This is a genomic window from Pararobbsia silviterrae (assembly GCF_003628125.1).
Taxonomy (GTDB): Bacteria; Pseudomonadota; Gammaproteobacteria; order Burkholderiales; family Burkholderiaceae; genus Pararobbsia; species Pararobbsia silviterrae.
In genome coordinates this window covers 24,349-41,811 of record NZ_RBZU01000007.1, presented here as the reverse complement: position 1 = coordinate 41,811, position 17,463 = coordinate 24,349, and the positions used below count along the sequence as shown (strand labels likewise).

Here is a 17,463-nt window from a genome sequence, read left to right as displayed (position 1 = left end):
TCCGCGCCCGCGTCGGCGTTCGTCATCCGAGCTCATCGCTCACGATGTCAAACGGGTCTCCTTGCGCGAATGAATGCGACTTATTTCCATTTCCACGTCTGATACCGCAATGTTTTCTTGATCCGTCGTCCAACCCGTTCGATGCGTTGCGCTATGTCCTTCGGCGCAACACCATCGCAATGAAATAGCTGCTGCCCACCAACGTCGCGATCAGGCCCGCCGGCATCGCCTCCGGATACATGATCTGGCGGCCGAACCATTCCGAGAAACCCATGAGCACGCCGCCGATCAACGCGGCGATACGCGCCTGCTTATCGGGCCTGCGCGCGCCCGACAATCTCGCAAGATGCGGGGCGATCAACCCCACGAAAGTCAAAGGCCCGGCGACCAGCGTCGACGCCGCGGTCAGCACCGAGGCAAACAGCAACACCGCAAAGCGCGCCGAAACGACCGGCACGCCGATGCCGTGCGCAAACCGGGCGCCCAATGCGAGGGCCTCCAGCCAGCGGCCCAGAAGCGGAACAAGCATCAGCGCCACAAGCGCGAGCACGGCGGCGCAATATGCCGTGGCAGGCTGAACGAAGTACGTGTTGCCGAGCATCAGATTCAACAACAACGCGGCGCGCGAATCCCCGCCGGCCATGACTGCGCCGACCACCGACTGGAAAAACGCACTCAACGCAACGCCGACGAGGACCATTCGTTCGGGTGCGAATCCCGCCCGACCTCCCAGCCAGAGCAGCAGGCCGAGCGCTGCGACGGCGCCGCCCACGCAGCCGCCGAGCAGCCCCATGGGGCTCACCTGTGTCGCGGCAAACAAGACAACGACCATGCCGAGCGCACTGCCCGAGCTGACGCCCAGCAAGTCCGGGCTCGCCATCGGATTCGCCGTCATGCGCTGAAGCAGGGTGCCGGATAGCCCCAACAATGCGCCGGCCCCCATCGCGGCAAGCGTATGCGGAAGTCCCCACGATAGAAGCAGATCGGAATGCGGGAGGATCCGCCACCCATGCAAACCGCGCGTGAATAGCAGCGATATGCCGAACGTCGCGAGCGTCAGGCCAATCCAAACTGGAACAGTCCATCGAGGTCGATGTACCGACGTGTGCGAACGATCGGCCGATGCGATGTCCGGCGCCGCGCGCAATCGAGGGAGCAACGCGATGAGAAACGGCACCCCCAGCAGTGACGTGACGGTTCCGGTCAGAATCAGATGGCCCGACAGGACATCGCTTTTCGAAACCGTCTGGACAAGCTCGTCGGTTGCCCAGAGTAGAAGCGCGCCGAGTACAGGAGCCCATACCAGCCGTTGACCGACCCGCCGCGCACCCGCGAGTCTCGCAATGACCGGCGCGGCGAGGCCGATGAAACCGATGACGCCCACTGTGGCCACGACACACGCGGCCAGCGCGACGGTGACCGCCAGCGCGACGACGCGCATCTGCTGCACGCTGATGCCCAGGCTTTGGACGGTCGCGTCACCCGCTTCGAACGCGGCAAGCGGACGACGTAACCACCACACCGGGAGCAGCATCAAGCCCACCCAGACCGCGAGCCGCGACGTCGTTCCCCAGCCGCTTTGATCGAGCGCACCGCCCCCCCAGATCAAAACGCCTCTCAGCATTTCATAGTGGGTCCACGCGATCGCCATGCTGAGCGCGCCAAACAGGAGATTCACGACCATGCCGGCGAGGATCACCGCCAGGGACGACATCCGTTGAGGCCACGCAAGCGCTAACACCACGAGTATCGCCACCGCGCCGCCGACAAGCGCGACCACTTCCCTCTGCGTGTCCAGCCACGCGGGCGCCCAGATCGCCGCCGCCGTGACGGCCAGATAGGCGCCGGGCAGCACGCCCAACGTCATGGGCTCGGCGAGCGGATTGCGCAGGACCTGCTGTGACAGGGTCCCCGCCAAGGCCAGCGCCGCCCCGCAAAGCAGCGTGACGGCGACACGGGGCAACACGCTGTCACGCACCAGGAGCTGATGGAAATCGGCCGGGTGCGGAAGCTCGATCGCAAGCCAGAAGCTCGCGCCGCGCAGTTCATCATGCACGCCGATCGCCGTCAGGGCCGCCGCCGATGCCGCGAGCAAACACAGTATCGGCACGCAGTAGTGACGCGCGGCGCGCATGTGCCCGGAGGAAATGAGTTCAGCCAAGGCCGCCTCCGCCCTCGGCAATCTGCGTCAACGCCTGCTCCACGCCCAGCGCGAAGCGCTGCATCGAAATCAGACCGCCATTCGGCGCAACGACCGGCAAGACCGCCGCACACCGCGACGTCATGGACGGCAGCGCCTGCCAGATCGCGCTCTGCGCCAACGCCGCGCGCTGCGAAGGACGAATATCGCCTGTGAGCAGCAAACTCGCCTGCGGCAACTCGAAAAGACGCTGCATCGACACGACTGCAAAACCACCCGATCCCGTTGGCCACGCCGAGGCCCCTCCACTCGGACCGATAACGTTTGTCACACCGATTGTCGACATCATCGCGTCGAACAAGCTGCCCGCTCCGTAGACACGCAGATGCCGGTCGTCGATGAGATCCGCGACAATCACGGGCCGGCGCAGGCGCTCCGCACGGCGCGCCAGACGCGCCCTCGCCTCCGCCAGCACACTGTCCGTTCGCTCCAGCACGTTCTTGCCCGCGTCACGCCGGCCGACCGCCTGCGCCATCTGCATCGTTTCGGCGCGCAATGCAGGATAGGGCTGTGCACTCGACGTATATCGTCCAAGCGTCAGCGTGGGCGCCAGCCGCTCAAGCAGCGCACGCGCGGGCGCATGACCCGGTGTAATGATCATCAGGTCCGGGGCAAGCTCGTCCAGCACGTCGTAGTTCGGCGAATACAGCAGGCCGACATTGACCACATTCGACGGCAACGGCGGCTCCACGATGACGCGCCGGTACCAGTCGGGTGCCGACACCCCAACGGGTACGACACCCAGCGCAAGCAGCGTTTCCGTGAGCGGCCAGTCCATGACGACGATCCGATCGGGTGTCTTCGATGCGGCGACCGCTTGCGGACCCGTCAGCATGCCCAAGCCCGATGCCGCTGCCGCTGCCGCCAGACAGCTCGTACGCCGTAGAAAATCGCGCCGAGCGCACACCACGCCACGTCCCGTTTCGTTGTTCATCGCGCGCAACCGATCGCGTGGCTCACGCGGCCATCGGCAGGTTTCGCAAACGCGTTCGCGTGAGGCATCGTATAGGCGACGGATGATCGAACAACCGGTCCGAGCGATCGATGGCGTACGAAAGTCGTCATGTCCAGGGCACCGGTACTCATTGCATCGCCACCGCATACGTGGGATCCGGCTGCGCCATTTCATCGACAAGGTGTCCGCTGTCCAGCTTGATCGTCCGATCCGCGAGATCGAAATACCGATCGTCATGCGTGATGACCAGCACCGCCTTACCCCGAGATTTCAGCTCCGGCAGCATCGTTCGGTAGAACACGTCCTTGAACACCGGATCCTGATCGGCTGCCCACTCGTCGAAGACATAAAACGGCCGGTCTTCCAGATAGGCGACCAACAGTGCGAGGCGCTTGCGCTGTCCCTGCGAAAGGTCGAGTGTCGAAAAGGCGCCGTTTTCGATGCGCACCTTGTGATCGAGATGAAGTTCGATCAGCAGTGCCCGCGCGGCATCCTCACTGCCTGATGGCAAGCCGAGCAACGATTCGAACAGGAAAAAATCGCTGAACACGACCGAGAACAGATGCCGGTACGATTCCCGCGCGCCTGCGTCGACAGCGCGGCCATCGAGCAGGATCCGACCGTCTTCGGGCGCATAGAGTCCGACAAGGAGTTTGGCGAGCGTCGTTTTGCCGCTCCCGTTCCCGCCGATCAGGTAGACGATCTCGCCGGGACGAAACGTGAAATCGATCGGCCCCAGCAGAAAGACGCCGTTCTCCTTCTCGCGGAAATATCGGTGCGTGACACCGTCGAGCGCGATGCTTGAAAACGTCTTGTCGGCCGCCGCTCGCGAGGCGATGTCCTGCGGCAATGCGTCGCGCAACTGGTCGATGCGTTCGAGCGCGACGCGCGCGGAACTGATGGTCGGTAACGCGGAAAGCAAGGACTCCACCGGCATGATCAGGTAGAGGAACACGAGCGTGAAACCCGACATCACGTGCGCATCGGCACCGAAGCGACGGGCCAGTACGAAGATCGTGAGACCGATGAACGCAAACAGCACCAGATTGCCCCAGCTTGCCGCGGCGGCATTCAACACATATCCGCGCGTGCGCTGTACGCGTACCGCCTCGACGTGAGGGGCCAGTTCCTGATCCACAAAGGCCTCGCGACGCGCACCGTGCAGCTTGAGCTCCTTGGCGCCGTCAAAGAGCGCCCGGAATTGCCGGATCAGGTCGTCTTCGCGTCGCCGCGAACCCCGCAGATGAAGCAGCGCGGGCCCGTTGACCATGCGAAACCCCAACGCCCCGATTCCGATCGCAATCAACGCGGACACGAGGACCGGCCACGACAGCGTGCCGAGATAGATCAGACAGCCCGCGATGACCGCACCCTGCGTCGCAATCGCCGGCAGGCTGACGAAAAACACAACGATCGTATCCAGGTCCTGCGTCAGCACGCCGAGCGGACGCGCGGCGCCGCACTTCTCGATGTCGGGATAGGTTGCCGCGACGATGCGCCGGATGGTCTGCATGCGCAGCGTCGCCTTCGTGCGCTGCCCCAGATACATGAACAGCGTTTGCGACAACACGCGTGTGACCAGAACCAGCACCCCGAGCAGGCCAAAACGCAAGCCGAGTGACGCAAGCTGTGTGGCAGGCGCATCCAACGCGGTATTGATCACGGCCACCAGCGCGGCATTACCGAAGCCGCTCGCGAGGCTGGTCACTACGGCCACAGGCAGCAGCCAGCGCGCGCTGCGCAGCAGAATCGCGATCATTCGCATGACCAGTTCCAGAAAACGTTTTGCCAAGAGATCGAGCTGAATCGGCGGAGGCACGCATCGCCTCGAACGGATCAACTCAAAATGAGAATCACTAACAGATCGGTCCGGATTTGGACGCAAGCCATTGTTCCACCGGGAGAATATCTCGCCAGTTCAACGAATGGGAGACAGCATATGCCGACTTTTGGACATCTTTTGTACGTGTGTTCGGTACAATGCCGACTTTGAGACAACATCTGCCTGCAGCCCATGAAGAACCCGTTACTCAGACGTTATGGGATCAAGGAAAGGGGACTTGCGCGGTCCATGTCGGCGTCGATCACCGATCACCAGCACGGCGAGGGATTTGGATGGCACTCGCATGCCTTCGGCCAGCTTTCCTTCCCGATTTCGGGTGTCGTGCGCGTGCTGACGCCGTCGCTCACGTGGATCATTCCGTCGAGCCGTGCGGTGTGGGTGCCCCCGCACGTCGAGCACGCGATCGTCGCGGTCGGCAAGTCCGTGATCGGCGGCGTCTATATCGAGCCGGACCGGCTTCCGTGGTCATGGCGCGAGCCCACGTTGATTGTCGTGTCGACATTCGCACGTGAGCTGGTCATGAGCCTGGCCGAAGGCGGCCACGCATACGAGGCCAATAGCGAGGCCGCGTTATCGGCCGCCTTGCTTCTCAAGGTGCTCCCGCGTATCGAGTCCGTCCATCAGGGAAGCTTGCCGTTGCCGCGCGATGACCGGCTCGTCAAGATCTGCGAGTACCTGCTGACCGATCCGACCTGCGAAGATTCGCTTGATATCTGGGGAGAAAAACTCGGCGCGAGCGGGCGAACCTTGGCGCGCCATTTCAGGGAGGAAACGGGCATGACATTCAGGGCCTGGCGTCAACAGGCCCGGGTCATCGAAGCCATCACGAGGCTCGCCCAAGGTCAATCGGTCACACGTGTTTCCGCGGATCTCGGTTACGGTAGAGCGAGCGCGTTCATTGCCATGTTCCGTCAGGTCACCGGGGAGTCGCCGCAACGCTATCTCGCGTCGAAATGACTGTGACGGTCGAGCGACTTACCCGCCCCGATCGCATCGAATGCGCGCGCCGTCGAACAATATGACGTTCAATGCAAAGCCCTCTTATGCGTTCAGGTGCCGCATTATTCGGCGAGCGCTCTCAGCAACAGACGATTAAACGCGTCGGGACTGTCTAGCGATGAAATATGCGCCGCCCCTTGTATCAGTTCGAACTCCGCATTGGGGATCGATTCGCTGATGCTGCGCACGTTCTGCACCGGGAAAAGCCGGTCCTCATCGCCCGCAACGACCAAGGTGGGCTGACGTATTTCGGCCAGCCGCTCGCTCACATCGAAATAACGCATGCCCCGCGCGATGTGACTTAACGATGCGCCGCTCGTGCGCTTGGCAAGCAACGACCAACTCTCAAAAGCCGCACGGCCAGCCGCGCTTTCCCGAAAGGCGCCATTGAGCATGGCAGGCCATGTGGCTTCGAATCGCTTGAGCGGCCCTTCAGGTTGCGCGAACAATTTGATCCATCCGTCGACCACCGACTCCAATTCCGGCATGGCAAAGCTTGCTTGAGAGTTCGCAACGATCAGCTTGTCGACACGATCGGGGTAGTCAAGCGCCAATTGCATCGCCACCATCCCGCCCAGAGACAATCCGCAGATCGCGGAACGATCGAGTTCGAGGTCATCGAGCAATGCAATCAAGTCACGGGCGAGATCTTCGACCGTCGCCACGGCAGTCGCCGGATCGGACAGTCCATGACCGCGTAAATCAGGCACGATCACACGATATCCGGCGAATGTGAGCGCGGGGATCTGTTGCATCCATGTCATGCCCGCATTGGTGAATCCGTGGATCAGCATGACTGGGCGACCTATTCCACACGTGAAATAGTGCAGCCGGACATCGTTGCAAATAAAAGAAGGCATGAAAGCTCCGTCGTTACGTTTTGATTCGCGGAATTCCCGCTAGCGCGACATCTCATACGCGTCGAGACACGCATCGCACAGCCCATCGCTATCGTGAAGCCAAGCCGGGACGCGCGCGATGCCAAGCCGTTTCACGTTGATAAGCCTCGGCGTAGCGCAACAGTTCGAATTCCGCCCACGGCCGTCCGACCAGTTGCAGGCCCACCGGCATGCCATCGTCATCGAAACCCATCGGCAAGGACAGCGCCGGTAGTCCTAGATAGTTAAAGCAGCGATTCGTACGCAAAAGAGACGAGGTGAAAGCCACCGCCTCTTCCGACTGACCGACAAGCGCGGCAATCGGCTTGGCACGCACCGTCACCGACGGACAAACGAGTACGTCATGTTCGCGGAAAACGTGCGAAACAAAACGATGCAAGCCGGGCACTCTCGCCGCGAGGGCACGCGCGTAATCCGACGGATCGACGCGACTTGCCGCAACGAGCCGCAACCGCGTTGCTGTCGAAAGTCGGTCGGGCGTATTCAACAAGCGCTCGCGATGAATCCCGTAGGCTTCGTACGATGTCAATGCGGTCGCATCGGCGTCGTACACCTCGATACCGTCAATCGGCAAGGCGTTCAGCGTGGCGCCGAGCCGTTCGAATACTCGTAGCGCAGCCGTCACACGGGCTGACAGCTCTGTCTCGCCCACGTCGAAATAAGGATGGCGCGCGACCGCAATGCGCACGCCTCGCAAAGGCCGCTCCGCGCTTACCTCACGATTTTCGCTAGATCGCTCGAACTCGCATGCCGCTTCGGCAAGCGCCTTAACGAATTCGAGCGATGCCGGGCGATGTGGCCATTCGAAGTCGTCTCCTCCAGGCATCGGTCGGCGAATCACCGCCAGCACGCGCGCACAGTCGTCTGCGCGGCGTGCCATCACGCCGACCGTATCCTGCGACGGAGATAGCGGCACCATACCGCGCGTATCGACGCTGCCGAACGTCGGCTTCAGGCCGACCACGCCACACAGCGAAGCCGGAATGCGCACCGATCCTCCCGTGTCCGTTCCGATCGAAAACGCCACCGCGCGTCCGGCTACGGCAGCCGCCGCGCCGCATGAAGAGCCGCCGGCGATTCGCGACACGTTCCACGGATTGCGCACCGGCCCCCGATGCGTGTTCACGCCCGTGGCGCCATAGCACAGTTCGTCGAGCGCGAGCTTGCCCATCGCCACGGCGCCCGCGTCGCGCAGTGCCTTCAGCACCGGGGCAACTCCTTCACCCACATGTAGGTCGTCGAATGTCGATCCGGCACGCGGCGCAACGCCGCCGTCCGAGAAAACATCCTTGTGGCCGAAAGGAACGCCCGCCAGTGACGGGACGATATTCGCCATCGGCGATTCCGCCCACACGTCTTCGACGGCGGGCGTCTTCGATACCCAGCAACGCGTCGCGTCATCTACGTGCTTTGCCTGTGCGGCAAACGCCGCGATCACGTCGCGCGTCTTCACGCGCTCCGTCAGCATCGCGGCACGCAACTCATCGATACACAGGTCGGTCAGCTCAGGCGCCGCCTCACGACACATGGGCGGAACCGTCTCAGACATGGCCGTATTGCGTCAATGCATCGGCAAGGCTGAGCCCCTGCTGCAATTTTTCTCGGATGACGCATTCCTTCTTCGTCAACGCCTCGGCTTCGTCCAGCACTTGATCGACAAGCGCCGCGGGAATCACGATGACGCCGTCCTCGTCGCCCAGAATGAAATCGCCAGGATGCACCTCGACCCATTGCGACGCCGCGCCTCGCACGCTGACAGGCACCTGCCAGCCATTGACCTTCCAGCGCCCTATCGACTGCACGGGAGTGCGATAGCGTGCAAACAAGGGAAACGCCTGCGCCGCGATCCAGCGCACGTCGCGGATACCCCCATCGATCAGCGCGCCGACGCAGCCGCGTTCCTTCATCCCGATCGCAATGAGCTCGCCGAAGTAACAGATACCTTCGCCGTCGCCGCTCCACACGGTGACTTCGCCCGGCGACACGCCGGCGCAGGCCGTCATCTTCTCCGCATCGCCGCCCTGCGGATACGGCGTCATTTGCCCGCGAATCGTATAGGCCCAACCCGCCAGCTTACCCGTATCGGCCGGGAACGGCACGAACGTGGAAGACAGCCCCTGATTCAGATAGCCAAGGCCGTCAAGCACATCCGCCACATTCGACGTGTCGACTTGCAGAAAGCGTTTGCGGATATTTTCTTTCTCATCAGGACTGCGTACTTCATGTTTCGAACTCACGGCATTCTCCTTGATTTGATACGTTAGATACTTTGAATCATCCCGCCGTCGACACGGATCACGGATCCCGTGATGAACGAAGCGCGCGCGCTGGCAAGAAACGCCACCACATCGCCGTACTCTTCGGGACTGCCGTAACGGCCAACAGGAATCGTCGCGACGCTTTGCGCGACCACGCTATCGACCGAGCGCCCTTCGCGTTGCGCACGAAGCTCGTCCAGCGAACGAATGCGCTCGGTACCGATGCGTCCGGGCAATACGACATTGACGCAGACGCCATCACGGGCCACTTCGTTGGCCAATGTCTTCGACCAACCCAGCAATGCCGCGCGCAACGTATTCGACACGCCGAGATTCGCGATCGGTGCGACGACGCCGGACGACGTACTGGTCACAATTCGCCCCCACCCTTTCGCGCGCATCGACGGCAGCACCCGGTCGGTCAGGTGCATCAACGAGAGCACCATCGAGTCGAATTGCGTGCGCCACGTTTGCGAATCCACGCCGGCCGCCGGCGAAGGCGCCGGCCCCCCGGAGTTGTTGATCAAAATATCGATGTCGCCGAGATCGCGTCGAATGGCCTCTAGCATGGAATCGAGGCTATCGAGCTGAGCGAGGTCCGCCACATAGCCTCGAACGTTTCCACCTGCGTCGCGAATCTGGTTCACGGTGCGCTCTAGCGCCGCGTGACTGCGATCGGACACCGCGACTTGCGCGCCTTCACGTGCGAGCGCCATCGCGATCGCGCCGCCCAGCCCGCCGCCGGCCGACATGACGAGCGCCGTCTTGCCTGCTATGCCTAAGTCCACATCGTCTCCTTGAGCGTAGGTTTGTTGGCTACCCTGCGCATGATTACGTACCAACCCTCAACGGACTGCGCACCTTGCGCAATGCGGCAAGCACGCTCTGCGCAGTGATGCGTCCGGTCTTCGGGTTCTCCGTGGGTATGTTCTGGATGCTCATCGAAAACGACGCGGCGTCCGAGTCGACCTCGATCAAATGCGTATTGCGCGTGAGCTCCGGGTCCGCCCAGATCTCCAGTTGCGTGTCGTCCGGCCCCACGCCGGCCAACGCAAGCGCCACCACCACATTCAGGTTGGCCGGAAATCCCTTTGCCGCCTCGCGCGCGCTGCCCGAGAAAACGCGGATGGGCTCGACCACGTCTTCGATACGAATATTGTTGTCGACCAGATACGGCGCGCCGAGCAGGCCCCGTACCGGCTTGCGCGTGATCATCCGCACGGAATGGATGGTGCCCTCGCCGGCGGCCGTCACGGCATCGAGTCCGAGCAAGGCGCCGGTCGGCACGATGATCTGTCCGCCGTGCTCGCGCGCCAAGTCGACGAGATCCATGCGATCGAGCAGCGCCCCGCAGCTCAGCACGATCAATGTCTTGCCGGCGCGCAGCACCGGCTCGGCAATCTCGGCCACAAGATGGGCGGGCGCGCACTCGATCACGATGTCGGCATGCTCGGCCAATTCGGCAAGCGTCACCAGCGGGACGGGCCGCTTGAGTGCGGCCACCGTGTCGGCGGCCTTGGCGGGATCGCGCACCGCGATCGCCGCGAGACGAAGACCGAAGATGCCGTCGTCGAGCCGTCTGGCCAACGTCTTGCCGACCGCGCCAAGCCCGGCAATCCCGACCCTGAGTTCCTGGTTGATGGGCATAGGTGCTCCTCTCTTATTGAATCGATGTTGTGTGGAAGGTCACGTTTGCCTTAAGGCATGCCGAGACCGATGAAATGGGTGGCGATGGCACCGGTCGTGGTGAGCCAGATCGCGTCGCGGTGGCCGACGATGTGTTCGAGCGCGCGACGAAAATGCTTGAGCCGGAACGGTTGTCCGATCAGGAAGGCGTGAATGGAAATGCCGAAGACCAGCGACTGCCGCGAACTTTGCGCGAGCATTTCGTCGAAGTTGTCGATGATCATGTCGGCAAAATCGGCGGCGCTGCCGTGATGCAGCGCAATCGCGGGAATGTCATTGACCTCGTGCGGATAAGGCACGCTCAGAATGCGGCCGCCACGCGTCTGAATCCAGACGGGCTGGTCGTCGATGGGCCAATCGAGCATATAGCGATAGCCGGCCTCTTGCAGCAAGTCGGGCGTGGCGTCGCTCGGATTGACACCGGGGCTTAACCATCCCTCCGGCGCGCGCCCCTCTCGGGCTTTGATCGCATCCGTCACGTCCTGAATCAAACGCCGCTCGCCGGCCTCGTCGAAATCATTCTGATGCTCGGAGTTCGTGCGGCCATGGCCGAGGATTTCATCGCCGCGCGCACGTAGCGCCGCGATCACTTCCGGACAATGGTCATAGCACTCGGAATTCAGGAGCACCGATAGCGGAATGCCTAACGTATCGCACAGTTCGATGATGCGCCACACACCGACACGATTGCCGTACTCGCGCCAGCCCCAGTTGTAGGTATTCGGATGCGGCAGTCCCGGCGAATAGGAAATGCCGAGCCCCGTGTTGTACGCGAAGTGTTCAAGATTCAGACACAGATGGACGGCAAGCCGCCGGTTGTCGGGCCACGAGAAATCAGGCCGGGACACGATGGCGGAATACGGAAAACGGTTATGCGAAGGAAGCATCGAAAGCCTCTTCAAAGCAGTGAAGCAAGGGGCGCCAAGCCATGGCGAGAACGATGCGCGGCTTGGCGCCAACTGAAAACATCATGGACGGTAAGATGCCGGTGCGCTCAGCAATGCCAAATCCACGTTCTGCAGATTCTGCGCATTGACCAAGATCGAAGGCGTCTGCACGTCGCGTTGGACCGGCTTGTGCTCGGCCGCCGAGACGGCCTGCCGCAGCGCTTCACGTCCCTGCGTGACGATCTGTTGTGTCGAGGTGCAGACCAGATCTCCGCTCTTGAGCATCTGTTGCGCGGTCTGGCTCAGATTCGACGCGCTGATCTTGACTTCGCCCCGCCGTTGCGCGCTTTTCACGGAAATGAGCGCGCCTGCGGCGGAATCGTCGACCGCGTTATAGATGCCGCCGAGATCGGGGAAGCGTTGCAGCCAATTGTCGACCAGATTGATTGCGTCATTGCGCGTGACCGCGTTGCGCGATTCGGCGACGACCTTGATGTCGGGATAATGGGCCTTCAGCGTATCAAGAAAGCCTTGGCGGCGCTGGTCGGCCCATGACTGTCCCTGTTGCTGCGAGATCATCGCCACTTCGCCTTTTCCGCCCATCGCGTTGCCCAGACACTCCGCCTGAAGGCGGCCCATGTCGTAGTGATTCGCCCCCACCGTCGATACCAGTTGCGGACTCGCCGGCAGGCTCGACAGCCCGACCACCGGAATACCCGCGGCAATCGCGTGTTCGACGACACCGCGCACAGCTTCGCCATTGGTTGCGCCCACCACCATGGCGTCGACCTTGCGCTGGGTCAAGTCCTGGATCTGCGAGATCTGCGTGCTGACGTTGGCGTCGCCGCCCGCATTGAGTTTGACGAGCTTGACGCCGAGCTTCCTGGCCTCGTCCTCCGCGCCATACGTCATCGACACCCAGAAGGATGACGAAAGGTCGGGCGTGGCATAACCGATGGTGATGTTTTCCTGAGCGTATGCGGAGCCGAAGCCACTCAGGGCGATGCTGGCGACGAGTGCGAGTTTCTGGAGTTTCACGATGATCCTCTTATGCGTTGGCGAATGCGTTATCGAGTCAGTGAGGCCAAGGACTGCTGGGCGGAACGTCACACCTTCCTTGCCGGAAATGCATGCTGGAATTGCCGAATCAAGAAATCGATGCTGCCCGAGATGACGATGATCAAACCCAGTACGCATTCGGACATGAACGGCGATGCGCCGGTCAGATTCAAGCCATTGAGCAGCGCCTGAATGAACAACGCTCCCGCGACCACTTGCCAGACGCGCGCTTGTCCGCCCATCAGCGAAATGCCTCCGATCACGCATGCCGCGATCGCCTGCAGCTCCATGCCGTTGCCGTCGACCGCAACGGCGGACCCGCTGCGAGCCAGCAACAGCACCCCGGCCACGCCCGCACAACCGCCGCAAAGAACATAGGCCGCCAGTCGAGCCCGGCGCACGGGCACCCCGACCAGCCTTGCCGCATCGGCGTGGCTGCCGATCATATAAAGCCATCGGCCCAGCGGCGTGCGCGCCGCCAGCCACCACGCGAGGAACAGCAAGGGCAACGCACAAACCATGAGGGCCGGCAGTCCGAGCCACGTGCGATAGGCAAGTGCATGAAGACCGCTGGACGAGGGAAGCAGCAGCGCATCGGCACCGCATGAGGCTGCCGTCGCAAGACCTCGAGCCACGAGCGCCGTACCCAAGGTGGCGATGATCGGTTCGATCCTGCGATAGGCAATGAGATAGCCGTTGATCGTGCCGAACGCGAGACCGGTGACAAGCGCCGCGCCGATCGCCGCCGTGTCGCCGAATCGCAGCGCTGCCTGAGCACCGACCATGGATGCGAGTACCGCGATCGATCCGACCGAGATGTCAAAACCACGCGTCACGATGACCAGCATCTGCCCAAGCGAGAGCACCAGCAAATCGGCGCTTTGCGATAACACGTTTGCCATATTGACCGGGCTGGTGAAGCTTGGCGCGATGCAGGCGAACACTACCCACAACAGCACGAGCGCCCCCACGCCGGAAAATTCACGCGGTGCCAGCGTGGTGCCCAGCCGCGGCGATGGCAGGGCCGCGATCCGGATGGCGGTCATGCCGCGCAGCAGTTTCTCGCTATTCACGTGTCCTCCCCTCCATTCATCCGATTGCGGCGACGCCGACGCGTCGTCCGTCCATCTGCCGTTGCCGCCCCAGCACCGCGCCCACGATCACCACGCCGAGCAACATGTTTTGCACGAGCGTCGGAAGATTCAGAAGAACCAAGGCGTTGACGACGATCGTCAAAATCAGCACGCCGATCAGCGCGTGAATGGCGCCGCCCTTCCCGCCTGAGAGCGGAACGCCGCCGATTGCGCATGCGGCGATGGCCTCGAACGGCATGCCCGGGTAGAGATTCGGTTGCCCCGAGCCAAGCCGCGACGTCAGAATCGCGCCCGCCGCCGCGACCAGGAGCGCATTGAGCAGATAGGCGCTGACTACGCGATAACGCACCGGAATACCCGCAAGGCGCGCCGCGGTGTCATTGCTGCCGAGCGCAAAACATTCGCGACCGAAGCGAGTGAAACGCAGCGCTATCCCGATCGTCGCGAAGCCGCCGACCGCCATCCACAAAGGCACGGGCAGACCCAAGCACGACGCTTGCACGAGTCCCGAGAAGTCGATGTCGGCGGGCGAATCAAGCGGCACGCCACCGACCATCGCACCACACAATCCGTGCACGGCGATCATCGAACCCAAGGTGACGAGAAAGGGCGGTGCTTGCAGCACGCCGACAAACACGCCGTTGACAAGTCCGACGGCCAGCACGGCCAGCGTCGCGATCGCAAAGGCGCATGCCATGCCGTAGTGCGGTGCGGTCATCACGGAGATGACGCTAAACAATGCGACCGCCGAGCCAATGGAAAAATCGATGCCGCGTACGATGATCACCACCGTCTGCCCAAGCGCGGCGAGCAGCAGAATCGAAGCGACGCGAGACACATTGGCAAGATTGCTCGCCGACCCGAAACGCGGCACTTCGATCCAGCAGATGACGAATAGCGCCACGCCGATCCAAAGTGCCGGCGGCACCCGTTCAAACCGTCGCATGATTCACCTCTTGGTTGGCGGATAGCGCGGGCATCACGGGTGCGGCGTCGGCGATGCGCGCCACAACGTCTTCGAGAGGCGTGCCACGCGGCAATTCGCCGATCGGGCGACCCGCACGCATCACGACGATGCGATGCGCCAGCGCGACGACCTCGTCGGTGTCGGTCGACGCGATCACGATGGCCACACCACGCCGCGAAGCTTCGATAAGCGCATCATGAATCGCCGCGCGCGCATGCACGTCAACGCCTCGTGTGGGCTCGATGACCACGAGCACCGACAAGCCGGGCAACACGAGATTGCGGATCAGCATCACCTTCTGCTGATTGCCACCGCTCAATGCGTCGATCGCCAATCCCGGATCGCCGGGCTTGACCCCGAGTGCATCGAACCACGGCGCCGACGCGCGTCGCTCCATGCGCCGCGTCAGCACCCGTGCACGCGAAATCGACGCGAACGTCGAGGCGGCGGCATTGGTGGCGCAACTCAGTCCGTGCAAAATGCCCTCGGCGCTACGATCGGCCGGCACGAAGCCGATGCCCGCCTGAACGAAACGCACGCGCGAAGCGCCGCCAAGCGTGCGGCCATCGACCTCGATCGTGCCCTTCGACAAGGCACGCGCGCCGGCCAGCGCCTCGCCGACCGCGATCGCGCCGGAACCCATCAGGCCCACGATGCCCACGATCTCGCAGGCGCCGACGTTGAGCGTGAGGCCTTCAAAGCGGCCATCGCATGTCGCCTGACGCACGACCATACGCGGCGCCCCGACCGTTCCAAGACTGCGGTGTTCACGCTGCGCAACGGGTCCGATCATCGCCTCGACGATCTGGCGATGCGAAAGCGTGTCGATGGGCGCCGCGTTGATGACCGTCAAGCCATCGCGCAACACGGTCACCACATCGCAAATACGCGTGATCTCGGCTAATTTGTGACTGATGAAGACGATGCCGAGTCCTGCGGCCTTGAGCGATGCGATGGCTGCAAAGAGCCGTTCAGTCTCGTGCTCGTTGAGCGCGGCAGTCGGCTCGTCGAGCACGAGTACGTCGCACCGCGCCGCCACGCCACGCGCAATTTCGAGCAATTGCCGCTCGGCCATCGACAGGGTCGAGACGGGTCGACGTACATCGACATGCAAGCCGACGCTATGTGCCGCACTGAGCAAATCGTCGCGGTGCGTCTTCAGCTCGCGACGCCCGATCGGACGGGCTTTCGCGATATCGAAGGCGCGCAGGTTCTCTTCGACGCTGAGTGCCGGAAACACCGTCGCATGCTGATAGACCGGCACGATACCGGCGGCAATCGCATCGCGCACGGACTCGAATTCACAGCGCCGGCCGCGCAGCCGGATATCGCCTGCGTCGGGCGTCAACGCCCCCACCAGCATTTTCACCAGCGTGCTCTTGCCGGCGCCGTTCTCGCCCATGAGGGCATGGACCTGTCCCGATCGGACACGCAGATCGGCGCTTCGTAACGCGTGCGTCGCCCCGAAGGATTTCGCCAACCCGCGGGCATCGAGCAAGGTCTGCGACTCATCTTTGACCGTCATCGTGGTATCCCGATTGCGCTTTGCATGAGGGCAATCTTTAGTCGCCAATGTTCGGCCGACAAACAATTTGATTGCCGTTATGCATAAGTTAAACTGATGCGTCATCTCGCCCGGGACTCTGCCGTGAGACGCGATCTTCCTAATCTGCTGTCCCTGCGTGCGTTCGAATGCGCGGCCCGTCATATGAGTTTTACGCTGGCGGCCGATGAGCTTTGCGTGACGCAAAGCGCCGTAAGCCGGCACATCAGGAATCTCGAAGTGCATTACGGCGCGCGACTATTCAACCGGCTCACGCGAGAAGTCGAGCTGACGAAGGCTGGCCTGCGCCTGTTTCGCACTGTCGAGCACGCCTTCGACGCGATTGAGTCGACCTCGCGAGAATTGGCCCCGCGCGCGGTGAAGCGCAGCCTGGTCGTGAGCATCCTGCCGACGCTGGCGTCGACGTGGCTGATGCCGCGACTTGCCAAGTTCACGCAATCGCATCAGAACATCGAGGTACGGCTGCATACGTCGATCGAGCCGGTCTCGTTCGAGCGCGATGGCATCGACGTCGCCATCCGGGTCGGCAAGCCGCCGGCACAGCGACGTCGAAAAGGCGCGCCGCGTATTGATTTGGTGATGACAGCGGAATGGAAGGGCGTGGGTTTCGACCGGCTCTTTGCCGACGTGCTTGTGCCCGTGTGTCATCCCGCGCTGCTCAAGGAGCGGAGCCAGATGAGCGCCGCAGCGCTTAAGCGGCTTCCGAAAATCCACACGGATTCACGTGCACATGCGTGGGAAGACTGGTTCGCCACGCAGGGCGTGGACTATCAGGCGGGCGCGCGCGACCTGCACTTCGGACACTTCTTCATGTCGGTGCGTGCCGCACTCGATGGCCGGGGCGTCGCATTAGTGCCGGACGTCGTCGTTCAGGATCATCTTGCATCCGGCGATCTGGTCGTGACCTCAACCGCGCGCATCGTTAGCGCCGGCGAATACTATCTGTTATATCGCAAGGAACGGGCTGACGAATCGGCCATCGCTGCGTTCCGAGAATGGATCGGCGGCGAAAGTGCCTCCATCGCCGCCGCTCAGTAAGCGACGCTCCAACA

General features: G+C 62.7%; 15 protein-coding genes. 2 read left to right on the top strand and 13 right to left on the bottom strand.

Features of this window, described 5'->3' with window-relative positions; genetic code table 11:
• Positions 1-151: 151 nt before the first annotated feature.
• From fhuB to D7S86_RS16210, 3 genes are all read right to left on the bottom strand, one after another.
• Complete coding sequence (fhuB, locus tag D7S86_RS16220; RefSeq protein WP_240648219.1) at positions 152-2,161, bottom strand: Fe(3+)-hydroxamate ABC transporter permease FhuB; 2,010 nt, start codon at positions 2,159-2,161, stop codon at positions 152-154.
• Entirely contained in the window at positions 2,154-3,134 is a 981-nt protein-coding gene (locus D7S86_RS16215) for an ABC transporter substrate-binding protein (RefSeq protein WP_121087903.1), read from the bottom strand. The genes fhuB and D7S86_RS16215 overlap by 8 nt, the downstream gene beginning before the upstream one ends.
• 148 nt (positions 3,135-3,282) lie before the next feature.
• Positions 3,283-4,920 (bottom strand): cyclic peptide export ABC transporter, encoded by a 1,638-nt coding sequence (locus tag D7S86_RS16210; protein ID WP_121088113.1) that lies wholly within the window; start codon positions 4,918-4,920, stop codon positions 3,283-3,285.
• Positions 4,921-5,226: 306 nt separating this feature from the next.
• Here D7S86_RS16210 and D7S86_RS16205 point away from each other — a divergent pair, with 306 nt between their 5' ends.
• Complete coding sequence (locus tag D7S86_RS16205; RefSeq protein WP_240648218.1) at positions 5,227-5,955, top strand: AraC family transcriptional regulator; 729 nt, start codon at positions 5,227-5,229, stop codon at positions 5,953-5,955.
• A 104-nt stretch (positions 5,956-6,059) separates the two neighbouring features.
• On the opposite strand, the gene D7S86_RS16200 is transcribed toward D7S86_RS16205, so the two are convergent.
• The 10 genes from D7S86_RS16200 to D7S86_RS16155 all read right to left on the bottom strand — a co-directional run bounded on the left by D7S86_RS16200 (position 6,060) and on the right by D7S86_RS16155 (position 16,372).
• On the bottom strand, positions 6,060-6,857 hold the full coding sequence (locus tag D7S86_RS16200; RefSeq protein ID WP_121087901.1) for an alpha/beta fold hydrolase: 798 nt from the start codon (positions 6,855-6,857) through the stop codon (positions 6,060-6,062).
• A gap of 88 nt (positions 6,858-6,945) precedes the next feature.
• Entirely contained in the window at positions 6,946-8,445 is a 1,500-nt protein-coding gene (locus tag D7S86_RS16195; protein ID WP_121087900.1) for an amidase, read from the bottom strand.
• A complete protein-coding gene (locus D7S86_RS16190) occupies positions 8,438-9,133 on the bottom strand; it encodes an RraA family protein (RefSeq protein ID WP_121087899.1) in 696 nt (231 codons plus the stop codon). The genes D7S86_RS16195 and D7S86_RS16190 overlap by 8 nt, the downstream gene beginning before the upstream one ends.
• A gap of 23 nt (positions 9,134-9,156) precedes the next feature.
• Positions 9,157-9,942: an SDR family oxidoreductase gene (locus D7S86_RS16185; protein WP_121087898.1), complete on the bottom strand. Its 786-nt coding sequence runs from the start codon at positions 9,940-9,942 to the stop codon at positions 9,157-9,159.
• Positions 9,943-9,985: 43 nt separating this feature from the next.
• Positions 9,986-10,801, bottom strand: a complete 816-nt coding sequence (locus D7S86_RS16180; protein ID WP_121087897.1) for an aspartate dehydrogenase — start codon at positions 10,799-10,801, stop codon at positions 9,986-9,988.
• 50 nt (positions 10,802-10,851) lie between these two features.
• The gene (locus D7S86_RS16175; RefSeq protein ID WP_121087896.1) at positions 10,852-11,727 is read right to left on the bottom strand and encodes a polysaccharide deacetylase family protein; all 876 of its coding nucleotides are present in this window, start codon (positions 11,725-11,727) and stop codon (positions 10,852-10,854) included.
• An 81-nt stretch (positions 11,728-11,808) separates the two neighbouring features.
• Complete coding sequence (locus tag D7S86_RS16170) at positions 11,809-12,837, bottom strand: TMAO reductase system protein TorT (RefSeq protein WP_240648217.1); 1,029 nt, start codon at positions 12,835-12,837, stop codon at positions 11,809-11,811.
• Entirely contained in the window at positions 12,834-13,859 is a 1,026-nt protein-coding gene (locus tag D7S86_RS16165; protein ID WP_121087894.1) for an ABC transporter permease, read from the bottom strand. The genes D7S86_RS16170 and D7S86_RS16165 overlap by 4 nt, the downstream gene beginning before the upstream one ends.
• 16 nt (positions 13,860-13,875) lie before the next feature.
• Positions 13,876-14,826 carry an ABC transporter permease gene (locus tag D7S86_RS16160; protein ID WP_121087893.1) on the bottom strand — a complete coding sequence of 317 codons (951 nt, stop codon included), beginning with the start codon at positions 14,824-14,826 and terminating at the stop codon, positions 13,876-13,878.
• On the bottom strand, positions 14,813-16,372 hold the full coding sequence (locus tag D7S86_RS16155; protein WP_158601991.1) for a sugar ABC transporter ATP-binding protein: 1,560 nt from the start codon (positions 16,370-16,372) through the stop codon (positions 14,813-14,815). Before D7S86_RS16155 ends, D7S86_RS16160 begins: the two co-directional genes overlap by 14 nt.
• A 96-nt stretch (positions 16,373-16,468) precedes the next feature.
• On the opposite strand from D7S86_RS16155, the gene D7S86_RS29170 reads away from it, so the two are divergent.
• Entirely contained in the window at positions 16,469-17,449 is a 981-nt protein-coding gene (locus D7S86_RS29170; RefSeq protein ID WP_147432361.1) for a LysR substrate-binding domain-containing protein, read from the top strand.
• Positions 17,450-17,463: the final 14 nt, after the last annotated feature.

Excerpts from the sequence above, each read along its gene's own strand:
- D7S86_RS16215 (WP_121087903.1), bottom strand. The coding sequence starts at position 3,134 with ATGAACAACGAAACGGGACGTGGCGTGGTGTGCGCTCGGCGCGATTTT.
- D7S86_RS16210 (WP_121088113.1), bottom strand. The coding sequence starts at position 4,920 with ATGCGAATGATCGCGATTCTGCTGCGCAGCGCGCGCTGGCTGCTGCCT.
- D7S86_RS16205 (WP_240648218.1), top strand. The coding sequence starts at position 5,227 with ATGTCGGCGTCGATCACCGATCACCAGCACGGCGAGGGATTTGGATGG.
- D7S86_RS16200 (WP_121087901.1), bottom strand. The coding sequence starts at position 6,857 with ATGCCTTCTTTTATTTGCAACGATGTCCGGCTGCACTATTTCACGTGT.
- D7S86_RS16195 (WP_121087900.1), bottom strand. The coding sequence starts at position 8,445 with ATGTCTGAGACGGTTCCGCCCATGTGTCGTGAGGCGGCGCCTGAGCTG.
- D7S86_RS16180 (WP_121087897.1), bottom strand. The coding sequence starts at position 10,801 with ATGCCCATCAACCAGGAACTCAGGGTCGGGATTGCCGGGCTTGGCGCG.
- D7S86_RS16175 (WP_121087896.1), bottom strand. The coding sequence starts at position 11,727 with ATGCTTCCTTCGCATAACCGTTTTCCGTATTCCGCCATCGTGTCCCGG.
- D7S86_RS16160 (WP_121087893.1), bottom strand. The coding sequence starts at position 14,826 with ATGCGACGGTTTGAACGGGTGCCGCCGGCACTTTGGATCGGCGTGGCG.
- D7S86_RS16155 (WP_158601991.1), bottom strand. The coding sequence starts at position 16,372 with ATGACGGTCAAAGATGAGTCGCAGACCTTGCTCGATGCCCGCGGGTTG.
- D7S86_RS29170 (WP_147432361.1), top strand. The coding sequence starts at position 16,469 with ATGCGTCATCTCGCCCGGGACTCTGCCGTGAGACGCGATCTTCCTAAT.